At 69.1% G+C, this 17,348-nt stretch carries 18 protein-coding genes; 12 read left to right on the top strand and 6 right to left on the bottom strand.

The features are described from left to right. Nucleotides 1–20: 20 nt before the first annotated feature. The gene (locus C466_RS12295) at nt 21–569 is read left to right on the top strand and encodes an acyltransferase (RefSeq protein WP_004595657.1); all 549 of its coding nucleotides are present in this window, start codon (nt 21–23) and stop codon (nt 567–569) included. A gap of 30 nt (nt 570–599) precedes the next feature. On the opposite strand, the gene C466_RS12290 is transcribed toward C466_RS12295, so the two are convergent. Then, nucleotides 600–905: a DUF5798 family protein gene (locus C466_RS12290; RefSeq protein WP_004595658.1), complete on the bottom strand. Its 306-nt coding sequence runs from the start codon at nt 903–905 to the stop codon at nt 600–602. 147 nt (nt 906–1,052) lie between these two features. On the opposite strand from C466_RS12290, the gene surE reads away from it, so the two are divergent. Next, the gene (gene surE, locus C466_RS12285) at nt 1,053–1,847 is read left to right on the top strand and encodes a 5'/3'-nucleotidase SurE (RefSeq protein ID WP_004595659.1); all 795 of its coding nucleotides are present in this window, start codon (nt 1,053–1,055) and stop codon (nt 1,845–1,847) included. A 46-nt stretch (nt 1,848–1,893) separates the two neighbouring features. Here surE and C466_RS12280 read toward each other — a convergent pair whose 3' ends face one another. Beyond that, the gene (locus C466_RS12280) at nt 1,894–2,577 is read right to left on the bottom strand and encodes a nucleotide exchange factor GrpE (RefSeq protein ID WP_004595660.1); all 684 of its coding nucleotides are present in this window, start codon (nt 2,575–2,577) and stop codon (nt 1,894–1,896) included. A gap of 75 nt (nt 2,578–2,652) precedes the next feature. Next, nucleotides 2,653–4,176 (bottom strand): trehalase family glycosidase, encoded by a 1,524-nt coding sequence (locus C466_RS12275; protein ID WP_004595661.1) that lies wholly within the window; start codon nt 4,174–4,176, stop codon nt 2,653–2,655. A gap of 156 nt (nt 4,177–4,332) precedes the next feature. Here C466_RS12275 and C466_RS12270 point away from each other — a divergent pair, with 156 nt between their 5' ends. The 3 genes from C466_RS12270 to C466_RS12260 are packed head-to-tail and all read left to right on the top strand — an operon-like array spanning nt 4,333 to nt 7,297. Continuing rightward, the gene (locus C466_RS12270; RefSeq protein WP_004595662.1) at nt 4,333–5,382 is read left to right on the top strand and encodes an ABC transporter ATP-binding protein; all 1,050 of its coding nucleotides are present in this window, start codon (nt 4,333–4,335) and stop codon (nt 5,380–5,382) included. A 4-nt stretch (nt 5,383–5,386) separates the two neighbouring features. After that, on the top strand, nt 5,387–6,325 hold the full coding sequence (locus C466_RS12265; RefSeq protein ID WP_004595663.1) for a carbohydrate ABC transporter permease: 939 nt from the start codon (nt 5,387–5,389) through the stop codon (nt 6,323–6,325). A 6-nt stretch (nt 6,326–6,331) separates the two neighbouring features. Beyond that, complete coding sequence (locus tag C466_RS12260; RefSeq protein WP_004595664.1) at nt 6,332–7,297, top strand: carbohydrate ABC transporter permease; 966 nt, start codon at nt 6,332–6,334, stop codon at nt 7,295–7,297. 314 nt (nt 7,298–7,611) lie between these two features. Here C466_RS12260 and C466_RS12255 read toward each other — a convergent pair whose 3' ends face one another. Continuing rightward, nucleotides 7,612–7,917 (bottom strand): hypothetical protein, encoded by a 306-nt coding sequence (locus C466_RS12255; RefSeq protein WP_004595665.1) that lies wholly within the window; start codon nt 7,915–7,917, stop codon nt 7,612–7,614. 2 nt (nt 7,918–7,919) lie between these two features. Beyond that, the gene (locus C466_RS12250) at nt 7,920–9,173 is read right to left on the bottom strand and encodes an ABC transporter substrate-binding protein (protein WP_004595666.1); all 1,254 of its coding nucleotides are present in this window, start codon (nt 9,171–9,173) and stop codon (nt 7,920–7,922) included. Between the two features lie 195 nt (nt 9,174–9,368). On the opposite strand from C466_RS12250, the gene C466_RS12245 reads away from it, so the two are divergent. The 4 genes from C466_RS12245 (at nt 9,369) to C466_RS12230 (ending at nt 12,823) form a co-directional block, all read left to right on the top strand. Then, nucleotides 9,369–10,724, top strand: a complete 1,356-nt coding sequence (locus C466_RS12245; protein WP_004595667.1) for a sulfatase family protein — start codon at nt 9,369–9,371, stop codon at nt 10,722–10,724. A gap of 71 nt (nt 10,725–10,795) precedes the next feature. Then, the gene (locus tag C466_RS12240; protein WP_004595668.1) at nt 10,796–11,893 is read left to right on the top strand and encodes a TrmB family transcriptional regulator; all 1,098 of its coding nucleotides are present in this window, start codon (nt 10,796–10,798) and stop codon (nt 11,891–11,893) included. 39 nt (nt 11,894–11,932) lie between these two features. Further along, a complete protein-coding gene (locus C466_RS12235; RefSeq protein ID WP_004595669.1) occupies nt 11,933–12,256 on the top strand; it encodes a BolA family protein in 324 nt (107 codons plus the stop codon). A 39-nt stretch (nt 12,257–12,295) separates the two neighbouring features. Then, nucleotides 12,296–12,823: a hypothetical protein gene (locus tag C466_RS12230; protein WP_004595670.1), complete on the top strand. Its 528-nt coding sequence runs from the start codon at nt 12,296–12,298 to the stop codon at nt 12,821–12,823. Between the two features lie 24 nt (nt 12,824–12,847). Here the strand turns inward: C466_RS12230 and C466_RS12225 are convergent, their stop codons facing one another. Beyond that, complete coding sequence (locus tag C466_RS12225) at nt 12,848–13,558, bottom strand: hypothetical protein (protein ID WP_004595671.1); 711 nt, start codon at nt 13,556–13,558, stop codon at nt 12,848–12,850. Between the two features lie 195 nt (nt 13,559–13,753). On the opposite strand from C466_RS12225, the gene C466_RS12220 reads away from it, so the two are divergent. From C466_RS12220 to sucD, 3 genes are all read left to right on the top strand, one after another. Further along, nucleotides 13,754–15,163, top strand: a complete 1,410-nt coding sequence (locus C466_RS12220) for a class II fumarate hydratase (protein ID WP_004595672.1) — start codon at nt 13,754–13,756, stop codon at nt 15,161–15,163. Between the two features lie 96 nt (nt 15,164–15,259). Continuing rightward, complete coding sequence (gene sucC, locus C466_RS12215) at nt 15,260–16,405, top strand: ADP-forming succinate--CoA ligase subunit beta (protein ID WP_004595673.1); 1,146 nt, start codon at nt 15,260–15,262, stop codon at nt 16,403–16,405. Beyond that, a complete protein-coding gene (sucD, locus tag C466_RS12210) occupies nt 16,402–17,271 on the top strand; it encodes a succinate--CoA ligase subunit alpha (protein WP_004595674.1) in 870 nt (289 codons plus the stop codon). Before sucC ends, sucD begins: the two co-directional genes overlap by 4 nt. Nucleotides 17,272–17,348 lie beyond the last annotated feature (77 nt).

Below are 17,348 nucleotides of genomic sequence, written 5' to 3'. Positions count from 1 at the left end.
CCCCGTCCGAACGACACGACGTGACCGACGACGACGCGACGCGCGACGACGCGGACCCCGCCCGGAGCGACCGCCTCGACCGGTTTCAGACGCCGGGCCCGCGCAACTCCCTGTGGTCGTGGCCGGACGCGAAGTCGCCGCTCGCGGTCGTCCGTAACTACGTCGTCATCGTCCTCGCGCGGATCTGTCCGAGCCTCCGGCTGAAGAACTGGCTGCTTCGGCGGATCGGCGTCACGGTCGGGGCGGGCGTCGCGTGGGGGCTGGAGTCGACGCCGGACGTGTTCTGGCCCGAGCGGATCACCGTCGGCGACGACGCGATAATCGGGTACGACGCCACGCTGCTCTGCCACGAATTCCTCCACGAAGAGTACCGGCTCGGCGACGTGGTCGTCGAGGACGAGGCGATGGTCGGCGCGGGGGCGGTCGTCCTCCCCGGCGTCACCGTCGGCGAGGGGGCGCGCGTCGCCGCGAACTCGCTCGTCGCGGAGGACGTTCCCCCGGGCGCGACCGCCGCTGGGGTGCCCGCAGAGGTGGTCTCGCGGACGGACGCGGCCGCGAGCGACGACTGACCTGCGCGGCGATGCGGGTCTAACCGACGGTTACGCGGCGTCTTCGTTCGCGTCGGCATCCGAGTCGGCGTCGTCGGCCGCCGACTCCTCGGCGTCCGTGATGTGCGCCTCGGTGCTCACGCGCTCCAAGTCGACGCCGACCTCCTCGGCGACGGCGTCGAGGACGGCCCGCTGTTCGGCCATCTCGTTTTCGAGCGTCTTCACGCGCTCGGAGGTGTCTATCACCGTCTCCTGCGTCTCGTCGACCTCGTCGCGCAGCTCGCTGATCTTCTTGTAGGTTCGCTCCGCGCGGTCGGCGAGCGTCTGGATCTTCTTGGCGGTGTCCCCGAATCCCATATCGACGCGTCGGCCCGGCGATACGTGTGCTTTTCCGTTCGGTCCGGCGTCCGCGGCCGCTTCGGTGCGGGCACGCCTCCAGCCGCTTCCGTGCCGTCACGTCCCGGGCGACGGTGGACTTTTGCCCGACTCGCCCGTGATCAGGGTATGAGCGTCGACCGGATCCTGTTGACCAACGACGACGGCGTCGACGCCGCGGGGCTGCGCGCGCTGTACGAGGCGCTCGCCGACGAGTACGCGGTGACCGTCGTCGCGCCGGCCGACGACCAGTCCTCGGTCGGCCGCCGCCTCTCCGCGGACGTCGCCGTCGACGACCACGAGCTGGGGTACGTCGTCGACGGGACCCCGGTCGACTGCGTCGTCGCCGGGCTCGACGAGCTCGTCCCGGACGCGGACGCGGTCGTCGCGGGCTGTAACGAGGGCGCGAACCTCGGCGCCTACACGCTCGGCCGGTCGGGGACCGTCTCCGCGGCGGTCGAGGCGGCGTTCTTCGACGTGCCCGCGGTGGCGACCTCGATGTACGTGCCCGGCGGCGACGACTGGTGGAAACGCGAGTTCGAGCCGAGCGACTTCGCGCACGCGATCCGCGCGACGCGGTTCCTCGTCGACGAGGCGGTCGACGCGGAGGTGTTCGACCGCGCGGACTACCTCAACGTCAACGCGCCCGTCGCGAACGCGGACCGCGCGCCGCTCCGGGTCACGACGCCCTCGACGTGGTACGGGATGCGCGCGGAGCGGAACGGCGACGGCCGCGTGGGCTTTTCCGACCCGATCTGGGGACGGATGAACGACGGCGACGTGCCCGACCCGGTCGGGACCGACCGCCGGGCCGTCGTGGACGGCGAGGTGTCCGTCTCGCCGCTGTCTGTGCCGCACGCCGCCGAGCCGGACGCGGGGCTCGACGAGCTGGTAGACGCCTACGAGGCGGCGCTTCGGTCGTGAAGGGGGCCCGCGCCGCTCTGCGCCGCGCCGGCTTCCTCCCGTCGCGCTACTCGCCGTCGCCGGTGCTGACGGTCACCTTCGCCTCGCTCAGCACGCGGTCGCCCATCTCGTAGCCGGGCTCGTACACCTCGTGGATCGTGCCCTCGGGGCGGTCGCTGTCGACGCGGAGCATCACCTGGTGGCGCGCGGGGTCGACCGCCTCGCCCGGCTCGGGGTCGATCGACTCGACGCCCTCGTCGGCGAGCACCTCGTCGAACTTCTCCAGCGTCGACTCGACGCCCGGACGGAGGTCGCTCCCCTCGTCCTGGTCGAGCGCGCGCAGGAGGTCGTTCCGGACCGGGGTGAGCCGCTCGACGAGCGCCTCCGAGGCTCGCTCGCGGATGTCCTCCTGCTTCCGCTTCGCGCGCTCCTTGTAGTTGCTGAAGTCCGCCTTCGTGCGGGCGAGCTTGCTCGTCAGCTCCTCCACCTCCTCGTCGCGCTCGCGCAGTTCCTCGCGGGTCTCGGCGAGGTCGGCCTCCAGCGCCGCGACCTCGCGGGCGAGCGCCTCGTCGTGTTCGGCGACGGCCGCGGCGATCGCCTCGCCGTCGCGGCGGGCGTCGTCGGCCGATTCGTCGCCGCCCGGCTCGCCGCTCGCTCCCTCGGCGGCCGCCTCCGCCGTGCCGTTCGCTCTCGCCGCGTCGCCCTCGGCGTCGTCGGGGGACTCGACATCGACGGCGTCGTCGTCGCTCATACCCGATCGAAGTCGTTCGTCGGGGATAAGCGTTCAGAACCGCGACGCGACGAGTCCGAGCGCCCGTCCGGTGCCTTACTGTCGGGCGGACAGGGCCGTGACGACGCCGTTCGTCCAGCCGAACCCGTACTGGGGCTCGTACTCGCCCAGATCGGTCGTTTCGCCCACCGTCCGGACGTCGTACTTCTCCGCCATGCGGCCGGTCTCCTCGAAGGAACGCCGCGCGAGGTCGACCCAGCGGCCCGCGATCTCGTCCGCGAGGCCGCCGTGGCCGTATCGGCGCAGACCGGTGACGGCCATCCAGTGGAGTGGCGCCCAGCCGCTCGGCGCGTCCCACTGCTCGCCGGTGTCCTCCAGCGTCGTCACCAGTCCGCCGGGGCGGAGGAAGTCGCGACGGAGCCGGTCAGCGACCGCCGCCGCCCGGTCGTCGGTCGCGGCCCCGGTGAAGAGCGGTGCGACGCCGGCGAGCGTGAGGCGCTCCGACCGCTCGCCGTCGGCCCACGAGTGGTCGACGTAGAACCCGGCGTCCGCGTCCCAGCAGTACCGGTTGATCGCCTCTCGGCGGTCGGCCGCGAGGTCGGCGTACCGCTCGCCGGCCTCGTCCCGCCCGACACGCGGAAGCCACTCCGCGAGCGCGGACTCCATGCCGAAGAGGACCGCGTTGAGGTCGACCGGCACCAGTTCGGTCGTCCGGATGGTTTCGAGGCCGTCGCCCGCCAGCCACCGGGAGCTGAAGTCCCACCCGGACTCGCAGGCGGCTCGAACGTCGCGGAACAGCCTCGGCCGCTCGTCGACCGGGACCCGCTCTGCGAGCCGCCGGTCCTCGTGGTACGACTCCGGCCGCGGGCGGGCCCGGTCGTCCCAGTACCGGTTGAGGACCGTTCCGCCGCCGAGCCCGACGACGCGTCGGTGCGCCGCGGGGCCGTCTGCCTCGGCGACGCGGTCGGCGCCGTCCATCCAGAACTCGTGTTCCGTCCGGAGCGCCTCGACGTGGGGCGCGACCGCGTCGAACCCCTCCGCGCGCTCCAACACGCGGAGCATGCGGTAGAACAGCGGGACCTGCGACCGGCTGTCGTAGTACGCCCGGTTCCCGAGCGGAACGAAGTCGAACCGGTCGAGCAGCGACGCGACGTTCCCGACCATCCCCGCGATCAGGTCGGTCCGGCCCGCCGCCGCCAGCCCCTCGGCGGTGAAGTAGCTGTCCCAGTAGTACATCTCGCGGAAGCGACCGCCCGGCACGACGTGCGGGTTCGGGAGGGGGACGAGGGTCGACCCCGCAGAATCGGCGTCCTCGAACGTGCGGGTCAATGCGCCCCACAGCGACGAGACGTGGTCCTCCATCGAGCGCGACGCGGCGAGGTCCGGTGTCGCGGCGACCGGCTCCGGCAGCCTGAACTGGGATTCGACGAACGACGCCAGGTCGAAGTCGGCTCCGTCCCGACGCGTCAGGTATCGTTCGAACAGTAGATCCGGGGAGACGCGGGGCTCGGCGTCGACGAACCGCTTGCTGTCGTCGAAGAGGTCCCGCCGCTGGACGTTGCGGAAGAGTTCGCCGGAGATCTGCGGAAAATTGGTGTAATCGAAGAGACCGGAACTCATCCTCCTCACGTAGTGAAAGGATTGCTAAGTAATTATTGAATTAGCCGGACAGAGAACGGGTACACCCCACCGCCGACGGTCCTCTTATCCACGATCCATGATTAATTATAAGTGTAATAAATGAATATCGGCGGGTAGTCGATGACCCGTATTAGCATGCGATCGGTGAGCAAGTACTTCGACGGGGGTGACACGGTCGCCAACTACAAGCTGGACATGGAGGTGGACGACGGGGAGTTCGTGGTGTTCCTGGGACCGTCCGGCTGCGGGAAGACGACCGCGCTCCGGATGATCGCGGGGCTGGAGGACCTGTCCGAGGGCGAGATCTACTTCGACGACGAGCGAGTCGACGGGATGCCGCCCGCCGATCGCAACGTCGCGATGGTGTTCCAGAACTACGCGCTGTATCCGCACATGACCGTCAGGGAGAACATCGAGTACCCGCTGAAGGTCAGGGGCGTTCCGCCGGAGGAGCGCGACGAGCGGGTCGCGCAGGTCGCGGAGCTGCTCCACATCGAGGACCAGATGGACAGCGACCCGGGAGAGATATCCGGCGGGCAGCGCCAGCGGACCTCGCTCGCGCGGGCCATCGTCCGCGAGCCGTCGGTGTTCCTCCTCGACGAGCCGCTCAGTAACCTCGACGCGAAGCTCCGCTTGGAGATGCGCTCCGAGCTCAAGCGGATCCAGAACGAGCTCGGGATCACCACGGTGTACGTCACGCACAACCAGGAGGAGGCGATGAGCATGGGCGACAAGATCGTCGTGTTGAACGACGGCACTATCCGGCAGGTCGCCGACCCGGAGGAGCTGTACGAGCGGCCGCGGACCACCTGGGTCGCGAAGTTCATCGGGTCGCCGCCGATGAACCTCTTCGAGGGCGAGAACCGCGACGGCACCGTTCGGCTCGCCGAGGGCAACTCCCTCCCGATGCCGGCCGAGACGTCCTCGCAGACCGTGTCCGTCGGGGTCCGGCCCGAGGACATCGACGTGTCGACCGAGGCGCCCGACACCGACTGGACGGTGCCCGGCACGGTGAAAACGGTCGAACCGCTCGGGGAGTACGTGCTGGTCAACGTGGAGGTGGGCGGCTCCGTGGTGAACGTGAAGGTCCCGAAGACGGAGGCCGAAGCGGGGGACCCCGTTCACCTCACGTTCGACCCGACCGACGCGTACCTCTACGACGAGGACGGGGAACTGGTGGCCTGATACCATGTCAGTCGGATCGTACTTGGAGGACCGGCTCGACCGCGACCTCGACGGAGAGAAGCTCACGGCGATCCTCGTGTTCATGCTCCCCGGCCTCACGCTGTTCGCCATCTTCTCGGTCGGGCCGATGCTCTACTCGGCGGTCGGGAGCTTCTTCACCTGGGACGGGTTCACGATCGGGCAGTTCGCCGGGTTCGAGACGTGGATCGCGGCGTTCCAGGACGACGCGATCATCAACTGGGACAACCTCCTCGCCTTCCAGTACCCGATGGGGGCGCTCCCGCAGAACATCATCTGGATGGTCGTCCACGTCCCGCTGAGCACGCTGCTCGGCCTCGGACTCGCGCTGCTGTTCGCCGACCTGCGCGGCCGGAGCGTCCTCCGTTCGATGGTGTTCCTGGCGTTCACGACGCCGACCGTCGTGATCGGGCTCGTGCTGCTGTTCGTCTACGACCCGCAGGCCGGCATCTTCAACGGGCTGCTCCGGTCGATCGGGCTGGAGGGAATGGTCCGGAACTGGGTTCAAGAGCCCCAGATCGCGATCTACGCGCTGGTCGCCGGCGGCGTCTGGGTCCAGACCGGGTTCAGCATGCTGTTGTACAGCTCCGCCCTCGCGGGGATCGACCCTGCGCTGCTGGAGTCGGCCCGCGTCGACGGCGCGGGTCGGTTCCGCCGGTTCAAGGACATCATCTGGCCGCTCGTCAAGCCCGTGACCGCGGTCGTAGTGATCATGAGCATGATCTGGGTGATCCGGATCTTCGCCATCGTCTACGCGGCCGGCGGCCCGTCCGGGGGCCCCGGCGGGGTGTTCTCGGTGCTCGGGCTCGAGGTGTACCAGGCGGCGTTCTCCGTCCCGATCGAGTACAGCAAGGCGATGGTCGTCGCGCTCATCGAGCTCGTGATCGCGCTCCCGATGGCGTGGTACATCGCGTCAATGGACTGATCGACTATGACCGACACAACCCACTCAGACGATCCGACCGAGGCCGACAGCGAGCCGACGACCGACGGCGGTCGCGTGTACCACGAGCCGCCGGAGACCGCACCGATCTCCGACCGTCCGCTCCTCGAGCGCGCCCGCGCGTCGGTGCCGAGCGGTCCGCGCGCGCTCCGGTACGCGATCGCCATCGGCGTCGCGCTCCTGTGGCTGGTCCCGCTGATCGGGCTGTTCATGGCCTCCGTCCGCCCGCTCGACCAGATCATCCAGGGCTGGTGGAACTTCGAGACGGTCACCGTCACCTTCGAGAACTACGCCCGCGCGTGGACGTTCCAGTCGGGCCCGATGCGGCAGGCGATGCTGAACACGGCCATCGTCACGATCCCGTCCGTCCTCGCCGTGACGCTGCTCGGGACGATGGTGGCGTACCCGTTCGCCCGCTTCGACTTCCCGCTGAAGACCGGGCTGTTCTTCCTGCTCATCGTGGTCATGGCGGCGCCGCCGGAGCTGGTGGCGATGGGGAACTACAACACGCTGCGGCAGACCGGACTGTTCGACACGTACATGGGGCTCATCCTGGTCCACATCGGCTGGGGGATGGGGTGGGTCGTCATGTTCCTCCGGAACTTCCTCCTCGGGCTCCCCGAAGAGCTGGAGGAGGCCGCCCGGATCGACGGCGCGTCCCGCTACCAGATCTTCAAGTCCATCGTGCTGCCGTACTCCGCCCCGGCGCTCGTCTCCGTGGCGGTCATCCAGTTCACGTGGGTGTGGAACTCCTTCTTCTTCCCCCTCGTGTTCATGCGGTCCCGCGAGAACCAGCTCGCGCCGCAGGTGCTGCCCCTGATGAAGGGGCGCCTCCAGATCGACTGGGGGCTCGTGGCCGCCGGCTCGGTGCTGACGATGATCGTCCCCATCCTCCTGTTCGTCACGCTCCAGCGGTACTACAAGCAGGGGATGGTGGCCGCGGTGGCCGACTGAGTCTGCGCCGCGGGAGCTCTCGGGTCGAGAGGCGACTCGCTTTTCAGCCCCCGTCGACCCGCGCTCCGAGCGACGCGTTCTGGGAGGGCGTCAAAGCCGGACGACGCGCGAACGACGCCGTCGGGAGTCGCGTCACTCATTCCGCACTCGTCGCGGCACTCGAGATGCCGGAGTCACACGCGCCCGTCTGATACGTCCGTTAATTCCCGGTTAGGAGAGGTCCCGGGCATCGCTCCTCGGAGTGAGCGCCGGCGACGGCGCTAAGCGCGACTCCGGTCCACGGCGAGCGAAAACGGAACCCCGCGTCGGTCGTCTCAGTACGGCAGCACGCCGGTCGCGGTACCGAGCAGGAACGCGCCGACCGCGAGCACCTGCGCGACGAAGAACGCCTTCGAGGAGGCCCACCCGAAGTACAGAAGCGTCGCTATCGGGACCAGCCCGATGACAGACGGCCAGAGTCCCATCGTGAAGAGGATGGCGAGGAAGCCGGTCGTCACGAGGATGAGCACGTCCATCCCGAGCGAGACGAGGTTCCGGCGGCGGAGCTCTTCGGGGTCGAACATCCGCGCCAGCGACCCGCGGCGGTCGTCTCGGTCGTCCGCGGTCGACATCGACTCCATCGTTAGTCGTTAAGCGTCTCCTCGTGGGCGTCGTCGAGCGCGCTGGTGATGTCCCCGGTCGGCGTGTCGGGCGTGGCCCACAGGCCCTTGAGGACCGACCAGAACTCCTGCTGGAACGGGTTCCCGAGCGCGTCGTCGAGGTCCGGCACGACGGTCACCTCGGCGGCGAGGTCCGGCAGGTTCGCCATCACTTCGATCTCGTAGGCGTCGTCCGGCACCTCGGTGTTGGAGGCGATGAAGCCGCCGTCCTCGACCCACACCTGCTGGCCCTCGGCGGAGACGAACGAGCTCAGGGCGTCGCGGGCGGCGTCGACGTTGTCCGAGTACGTCGGCACGGTGAACCAGTTGACCGACGACGAGATGCCGTCGACGCCGGGCAGCCGGAAGACGCCGAGGTCGGACGGGTCCTGGACCGCGTCCTGCGCCGGCGTGAACGAGCCCATGAAGTACAGCGGGAGGCTGTTGTCCCAGAAGTACTCGTACTGGACGCCGAAGTCGCGGGTCTGGCTGAAGTACCCCTCGTCGTGGAGGGTCTTGATCTCGTCGAACGCCGTCGCGACCCGGTCGTCGGTGAAGGAGGCGTCGCCGTCGATGAGCCCCTGCTGGAGCGACGCGCCGTCCTCCTGCCGCATGAAGAAGCCCTCGGTGATGTCGCTGAGCGGCCAGCCGGTGCCGTTCCCGGAGGCGATCGGCGCGTCGACGCCCTCGATCGCCGAGATGTCGTCGAGCAGCGTCATGAACTCGTCCCAGTTCTCCGGCTCCGAGAGGTCGTGCTCGTTGAAGAACGACTTCCGGTACCAGAAGCCGGGCTTGAGGTCCATCTTGAACGGCGCGGCGTACACCTCGCCGTCGACGGTGACCCGCGACGGGTCGACCGCGAAGTCGTCGGCGTTCCACGCGTCGCCGACCGGCGCGAGGTGGCCGTTCTGGGCGTCCGAGATGATCCGCGCCGGCGAGGGCATCACGACGATGTCGGCGGAGGAGACGCCGGACTCGTAGTCCATCAGGGTCCCGGTGAGCAGGCTGTCGGTGTCGCGCGGGAAGTACTCCAGGCTCATGCCCGTCGACTCCTCCACGAAGTCCATCACCTTGCTGAACGACTCCTGCTCGCCGCCGGACCAGACGCCCGTGATCTCGAGGCTGTTACTTCCGCCGTCGCTGCCGTCCGAGCCGTCGCTGCCGTCGGAGCCGTCCCCGCCGTCCCCACCGTCGCCACCGTTGCCGGAACAGCCCGCGAGCGCAACGCTCCCGAGCACCGACGCGGTGCCGGTCGTCTTCAGTACGTCCCGCCGCGTAGTACAGGATCGATCATCGGACATGTCGTCCCAACCCACTCGGCCCAGTTACTTCAAATTTGGTTATTAATTACCGCTATAGTTACTAATCTCAACCGATCGATGACGAAGCCCGACCACGGCTATTTATGGATGTATCGGGCGGTAGTGGAGGATATGACGGACAGAGCTGACTCCGATTCCGACACGTCGGGCCGCCCGAATCTCGTCCTTGTTCACTGTCACGACCTCGGTCAACACCTCGGCTGCTACGGGGCCGACGTCGACACGCCGAACATCGACCGGATCGCGGCCGACGGCGCCCGGATGGCGAACAGCTTCTGTACGGCCCCGCAGTGCTCGCCGAGCCGGTCCAGCATGATGACGGGCTACTACCCCCACGAGAACGGCGTCATGGGGCTCGCGCACATGGGCTGGGCGCTCGGCGACGACTGGGAGACTCTCCCGAAGCGCCTCCGCTCGGCCGGGTACGACACGGCCCTGCTCGGCTTCCAGCACGAGGTCCCCGACGAACCAGAGCGGCTCGGCTACGACTACGTCGACAGCGGGACGAAGCGCGCGCTCGAACTCGTCGACGTCGTCGACGACTTCTTCGCCGAGCGCGTGGACGATGACGAGCCCTTTTTCGTCTCCATCGGCATCGAGGAGCCGCATCGCCCGTTCCGCCGGGAGTACCTGCCCGACGAGACGTACGAGGGCGCTGACCCCGACGCGGTCGACCTCGACGACTTCCCGTACCTTCCCGACGAACCGGGCGTTCGCGAGGACGCCGCCGACCTCACGGCCCTGATCGAGGAGGTGCTCGACCCGGCGGTGGGTCGCTACCGCGAGTCGCTCGCCGACGCCGGGCTGGCCGAGGAGACGGTCTTCGTGTTTACGACCGACCACGGACTGGCGATACCGCGCGCGAAGGGGACCTGCTACGACCCGGGGATCGAGACCGCGCTCTTAGTTCACCAGCCGGGCGCCGTCGAGGGCGGCGAAGTCCACGACGCGCTCGTCACCAACGCCGACTTCACGCCGACGATGCTGGACCTGCTCGGCGTCGACCCGCCGACGGACGCCTCCGGCGAGTCGTTCGCGCCGCTGCTCCGCGGGGAACCGCACGACGAGCGCGACCGGATCTTCGCCGAGATGACGTGGCACGACCGCTACAACCCGATCCGGGCGATCCGGACGGAGCGGTACAAGTACGTCCGCAACTTCTCCGTGCTGCCGAAGGTGTTCGTCCCGATGGACGTCGCGCCGACGGCTTCGGGACGCGAGGTCCACGAGGAGTTCCACGTCCCCCAGCGCCCGGCAGAGGAGCTGTACGACCTCGAAGCCGACCCGGACGAGTCGGAGAACCTCGCTTCGGACAAGAAGCCGTTCGAGCCGGCGGCCGAGGCGAGCGACCCGGACCCGGCCCACGTCGACGCCCTCGACCGACTGCGCGACGAACTGGAGAGTTGGATGGCGTCGACCGACGACCCCCTCCTCGACGGGCCCGTGCCGTACCCGGACATCGAGTGAGGCGTGCCGGCCGGCCGCGAAGTGACAGCGTCTCGGTGATTTTTATACACCGAGGTAGTTAATCGATCGTCATGGACACCGAGGAACTCCTGGAGACCCTCCAAGCCGCGGACCTCTCTTACTATCAGGCGAACGCGTACGTCACGCTGCTCGGACTGGGGACCGCGTCCGCGACCGAGGTCGCACAGGCCAGCGACGTGCCCGACGCGCGGATCTACGACGTGCTCCGCGACCTCGACGACTTCGGGTACGTGGAGCTGTACGAGCAGGAGACGTTCCAGGCGCGCGCGACCGACCCCGAGACGATCGTCTCCGGGCTCACCGACCGCGCGAGCGCGCTCGAATCGGCCGCCGCCGAGATCGAGGACCGCTACGAGCGGCCGACGCTGGACACCCAGACGGTCAGCATCGTCAAGCGGTTCGACACGGTGCTCGAGGCGGCGCGGACGTTCGTCCGCGACGCCGACACCCAGATCCACGCGACGCTCACTCCCGACCAGTTCGACGCGCTTCGTGGCGACCTGGCCGACGCCCGCGACCGCGGCGTCACGGTCAACGTCACGATGTTCGCCCTCGACGGCGACGAGCCGCTCGACGACGCCGACTACGAGGGCGCCGTCAGCGTCGCACACCGCCTCTCCCGGCCCGGCCCGTTCGTGCTCACCTCCGACCTCCGCCGCACGGCGTTCGCGCCGAACCCCGCCGCAGTCGAGGACTACGGCCTCATCCTCCGCAACCGGTCGTTCACGTACGTCTTCTTCTGGCACTTCCTGCTCTTCATGTGGATCCCCTCCCCGGTCGCGTACGAGGCCGACGCGACGGGCCCGAAGCGGTACGCCGACATTCGGCAGTTCCTGCTCGAGAACCGCGATCGGATCGGCGGAGACGAACCTCTCCACGTCGAGATCGAAGGGCGCGAGACCGACAGCGACCGATCCGTGACAATCACCGGGGAGGTCGTCGACGCCGAAAACCTCTCCGAGGGCGACGCCGACGAGGCCCGCGCCCCGAGCGTGCTGGCGCTGACCGGCACCGCCTCCATGATCGTCGACGACGGCGAGCGGCGCTGGACCGTCGGCGGGTGGGGCGCGACCTACGAGGAGGTGGAGGCGAACCGGATCCGCGTGACGGGCGTCGGCGCCGAACTCGACGCCGAACCGGCGGAGTGACGCCGGTCAACTTTTGCCCGTCCGCGACCCACCGGGACCATGACCATCGAACCCGACGCGGTCGCGGACCTCATCGAGGAGCACCTCTCCGACGCGGTCGCCCGCGTGACCGCGCCCCGGATCCACGACGACGAGGACGAGGACGCCCATTTCGCCGCGGTCGTCGTCTCGCCCGCCTTCGAGGGCGAGTCGCTCGTCGACCAGCACCAGCGCGTGTACGACGCGGTCGGCGACCACATGACGCGGTCCGTCCACGCCCTGGAGATCAAGACGTACACGCCCGAGGCGTACGCGGAACACGGCGACGGCACGCTCGACGACGACCTCCGCGAGGCGGGACTGCTCCCGGTCGACGACGCCTGACCCCCACCCGCGTCGTAAGCCCTTCAATACCTCACACCGATGCGATCCGACCTCGCACGCGCCGCGCGTGGGATCCTCGCCGCGGTCTCGCTGCTGTCGTTCGTCGCGCTCTTTCTCGCGCTCCAAGCGCGCGTCACCTCCCCGGCCGTCCTCGGCGGGCTCGCCGCGCTCGGGACCGCGACGCTGCTCGCGGCCGCGGGCCGGTCGGGAGTCCGGCGGCTGCTCGGCCGAGGCGAGTCGACCCCGGCGAACAGCGAGGACCCGGACACCGAGAGCGACGCGTGGCTCGACGAGCCGGCCGACGACACGCCGTGGACCGACCGCTCCGACCGCGCCCGCGGTGACTCCGACCCCGACTGGCCGCTCGCGCGGCTCGAACCCGCGCTCGACGACGCCTGGAACCGGTGGTCGGACGCCGCGCTTACGGTTGGGCTGGCCGCGCTGGGGGTCGGTTCGCTCGTCGTCCTCGCCACCTACCCGGGCGACGATCCCCCGCTCGGACTGCTGGTGCTGGTCGCGTTTGGGTTCAACGGAGCGCTCGTGACGCTCCCGTTCGTATTTAAATAAGGCGCCGACGTGTCGACGCTTCGATCAGCCGTCGTCAGTCTCGCTCGCGGTCGTCCTGTCGGATTTATCCGCGGAGTCGCCGCCGCCCCCGTCGTTATCTGCGGTGCCGTCGTCGCCGGCCCCGTCGTTATCTGCGGTGCCGTCTTCGCCGGCCCCGTCGTTATCTGCGGTGCCGTCGTCGCCGGCCCCGTCGTTATCTGCGGTGCCGTCTTCGCCCGCGACGCGGTCGGCGACCAATTCGGCGAGCGGGTCGACCGTGACCGTCAGGCGGGCGACCAGGAACACGACGGGGACGAGCGCGACGAACAGGAACGCGGCGTCGTAGGCCCACGCGGCGCCGTTCAACACCGGTACCGCGACGCCGGCGAGCCCGCGGTACGCGACGAGGACGGCCCCGAAGACGACGAGCCAGTGGACCACGCCGCCCGCGTTCTCGACGATCCGGTCCGGGCGAGCGTCCCCCTCCGCGTCGGCCTCGCCGAGCGCCAGGCGCGTCAGCAGCGCGAACTTGGGCGCGGCGTACAGGAGGATGCCCGCCACCGCGAGCGCGACGACGGCGGTCGCGACCGCGGCGAACGTCACGGGCGCGAAGGGGACGAGCCGGTCGACGCCCGGCAGGAGCGTGACGACGGCGAGGACGCCCACCACCGCCAGCGCGCCGATCAGGAACTTGCTCGTCGACCGGACCGTGTCGCGGTCGAGCGCCGTGCCGATCGCAGAGTCGTTCGAGCTCATGTGCGCCCGGCCGTTGCCGACGGAGCGATATATAAGGGCGAAGCGTTTGGGCCGATTTTCGGCCGTTTTTGTTCGATTTTCCCGGCCGCCCTGACCCGTGTCGCATGCTACCACTCAATTCGGTATTCGTTCGCATATTCCCGGGCGCTGGCGCCTTCCAGTACCTTTTACAGCGTCTCGCGGGAAGGTCGGCGCATGGGTGACGACTACCGCACGGAGGAGGACAGCCTCGGCGAGATGCAGGTGCCGGCGGACGCCTACTGGGGCGCACAGACCCAGCGCGCCGTCGAGAACTTCCCCGTCTCGGGGATCCCGATGAGCCGGCGGTTCATCCGCGCGCTCGGCGTCGTGAAGAAGGCCGCCGCGCAGGCGAACCGGGACCTCGACCTCATCGACGAGGATACCGCCGACGCCATCATCGCCGCCGCCGACGAGGTGATCGCTGGCGAGCACGACGACCAGTTCCCGGTCGACGTGTTCCAGACCGGCTCCGGCACCTCTTCGAACATGAACGCCAACGAGGTGATCGCCAACCGCGCGGCCGAGATCGCGGGCGCGGAGATCGGCGACCGCGTCGTCCACCCCAACGACCACGTCAACTACGGGCAGTCGAGCAACGACGTGATCCCGACGGCGATGCACGTCGCCGCGCTGGAGGCGGTCGAGAAGGACCTCGTCCCCGCGCTGGAGACGCTCCACGCCGAGCTCGAGGCCAAGGAGACCGAGTTCGACGGCGTCGTCAAGACCGGGCGAACGCACCTCCAGGACGCCACCCCGATCCGGCTCGGCCAGGAGTTCAGCGGCTACCGGACGCAGGTCGCGAAGGGGATCGAGCGCGCCGAGGGCGTCCAGTCGAACCTCCGCGAGCTCGCCCTCGGCGGCACCGCGGTCGGGACCGGGCTCAACACCCACCCCGAGTTCCCCGAGCTCGCCGCGGAGTACATCTCCGACGAGACCGGGACGGAGTTCCGCGAGGCGGCGAACCACTTCGAGGCGCAGGCCGCCCACGACGCGATGGCGGAGGGCCACGGCGCGCTCCGCACCATCGCCGGCAGCCTGAACAAGATGGCCAACGACTTGCGGCTGCTCGCCTCCGGCCCGCGCAACGGCCTCGGCGAGGTCGAGCAGCCGGAGAACCAGCCCGGCTCCTCGATCATGCCCGGGAAGATCAACCCGGTCGTCGCGGAGTCGGTCAACCAGGTCCACAAGCAGGTCGTCGGCAACGACGCCGCCGTCTCCGCGGGCGCCGCCCGCGGCGAGATCGACCTGAACCTGTACAAGCCCGTCATCGCGCACAACTTCCTCGAGTCCGCGGAGCTGCTCTCGAACGTCGCCGAGACGTTCGGCGAGCGCTTCGTCGGGAAGCTGGAGGCCAACGAGGAGCACTGCGAGACGCGCGTGGAGCAGTCGATGGCGCTGGCGACCGCGCTGAACCCCGCGATCGGCTACGACAAGGCGAGCAAGGTCGCGAAGACGGCCCTGAAGGAGGACAAGAGCGTCCGCGAGGCCGCCGTCGAGGCCGGCTACCTCACCGAGGAGGAGGCCGACGAGGTGCTCGACCCCGAGGCGATGACCCACCGCGTCATCCTCGGCGACGAGGACTGAGGGACCCAACGTTCGCGTTTCGCCCGCGGGCGTCGGGGGGAGCGTTCGCGCCGGATCGGAACCATTTAAGCCGATGTCGGTACCGATCCCACACGGATGAAACTTCACGAGTATCAAGCGAAGTCTCTCTTCGCGGACGCCGGGATCCCGGTTCCGGACTCCCGGCTCGCGACGAGCGTCGACGAGGCCCTCGACGCCGTCGACGAGATCGGCTACCCGGCCGCGATCAAAGCGCAGGTCCACGTCGGCGGCCGCGGCAAGGCCGGCGGGATCAAGATCGCGACCGACCGCGAGGAGGCCGAGCAGTACGCCGAGGAGATCCTCGGCATGGACCTGAAGGGCTACACGGTCGATCAGGTCCTCGTCGAGGCGGGCGTCGACTTCGTCGACGAACTGTACGTCGGCGTCACGATGGACCGCGGCGAGGGGAAGCCGGTCCTGATGGTGTCGACCGAGGGCGGCGTGAACATCGAGGAGGTCGCCGAGGAGAACCCCGACGCGATCGCGCGCGAGCACGTCGACCCCGCGTTCGGGCTCCACCCGTATCAGGCCCGCAAGGTCGTCTACGAGGCCGGCGTCGATGCCGACGTCGCGCTCGACGTGGCCTCGATCCTCTCGACGCTGTACGACCTCTACGAGGAGAACGACGCCTCCGAGATCGAGGTCAACCCGGTCATGATCACGGGCGACCGCGACGTGGTCGCCGCGGACGCCGTGATGAACATCGACGAGGACGCGCTGTTCCGCCAGTCGGACCTCGCCGAGATGGCCCAGGAGTCCTACGAGGACGACCTCGAACGCAAGGCCGGCGAGTACGGCTTCGACTACGTCCGCCTCTCGGGCAACGTCGGCATCATCGGCAACGGCGCCGGGCTCGTGATGACGACGCTGGACCTGGTCGACTACTACGGCGGTTCGCCCGCCAACTTCCTCGACATCGGCGGCGGCGCGAAGGCCGAGCGCGTCACGCAGGCGCTCGACATGGTGTTCTCCGACGACAACGTCGACGCCGTCGTGTTCAACATCTTCGGCGGGATCACCCGGGGCGACGAGGTCGCCAAGGGGATCAACGAGGCGCTCGAGCAGTTCGACGAGATCCCCAAGAAGGTGGTCGTCCGGCTCGCCGGCACGAACGCCGAGGAGGGGATGGAGATTCTGAACACCGACCTCGTCGAGGTCGAGAAGACGCTGGAGGACGCGGTCCAGCGCGCGGTGAAGAACGCGGATGAGGTGACCCAATGAGCATTTTCGTCGACGACGACACCAGAGTGGTGGTCCAGGGGATCACCGGCGGGGAGGGGAAGTTCCACGCCGGCCAGATGATCGAGTACGGCACCAACGTCGTCGCCGGCGCGGTGCCCGGCAAGGGCGGGCAGGAGGTCCACGGCGTCCCCGTCTACGACACCGTCGACGAGGCGGTCGAGGCGGAGGACGCGGACGCCTCCGTCATCTTCGTGCCGCCGGCGTTCGCCGCCGACGCGATCTTCGAGTCGCTCGACACGGACCTCGACCTCGCGGTCGCGATCACCGAGGGGATCCCGACCCAGGACATGGCGAAGGTGAACAAGCGCTTGGGCGAGACCGACACCCGCCTCATCGGCCCGAACTGTCCCGGGATCATCACCCCCGGCGAGGCGAAGCTCGGCATCCTCCCCGGCAACATCTTCTCCGAGGGGAACGTCGGGCTCGTCTCCCGCTCCGGCACGCTCACCTACCAGGTCGTCGACAACCTCACCGAGCGCGGGCTCGGCCAGTCGACCGCGATCGGCATCGGCGGCGACCCGATCATCGGTACCTCCTTCGTCGACGCCCTCGAGGCGTTCGAGGCCGACACCGAGACCGACGCCGTCGTGATGTGCGGCGAGATCGGCGGCGAGGACGAGGAGCAGGCCGCGAAGTTCATCGGCGAGCACATGGACACGCCGGTCGCCGGCTTCATCGCCGGGCGCACGGCGCCGCCGGGCAAGCGCATGGGCCACGCGGGCGCCATCGTCTCCGGCTCCGGTACGGGCACCGCGCAGTCGAAGATCGACGCGCTCAACGACGCGGGCGTCCCCGTCGGCGACACCCCCGAGGAGGTCGCCGACCACGTCGAGGACTTCCTTTAGGGCGCCTCGCGACGCATCGCGTCCCCCGTCGGCTCCGGTTTCGGCTCGGACTCCGGTTTTCAATATCGGTAGCCGGA

This window comes from Halorubrum distributum JCM 10118, from assembly GCF_000337335.1.
Taxonomy (GTDB): domain Archaea; phylum Halobacteriota; class Halobacteria; order Halobacteriales; family Haloferacaceae; genus Halorubrum; species Halorubrum distributum.
This window is presented reverse-complemented; position numbering and strand designations above follow the sequence as displayed.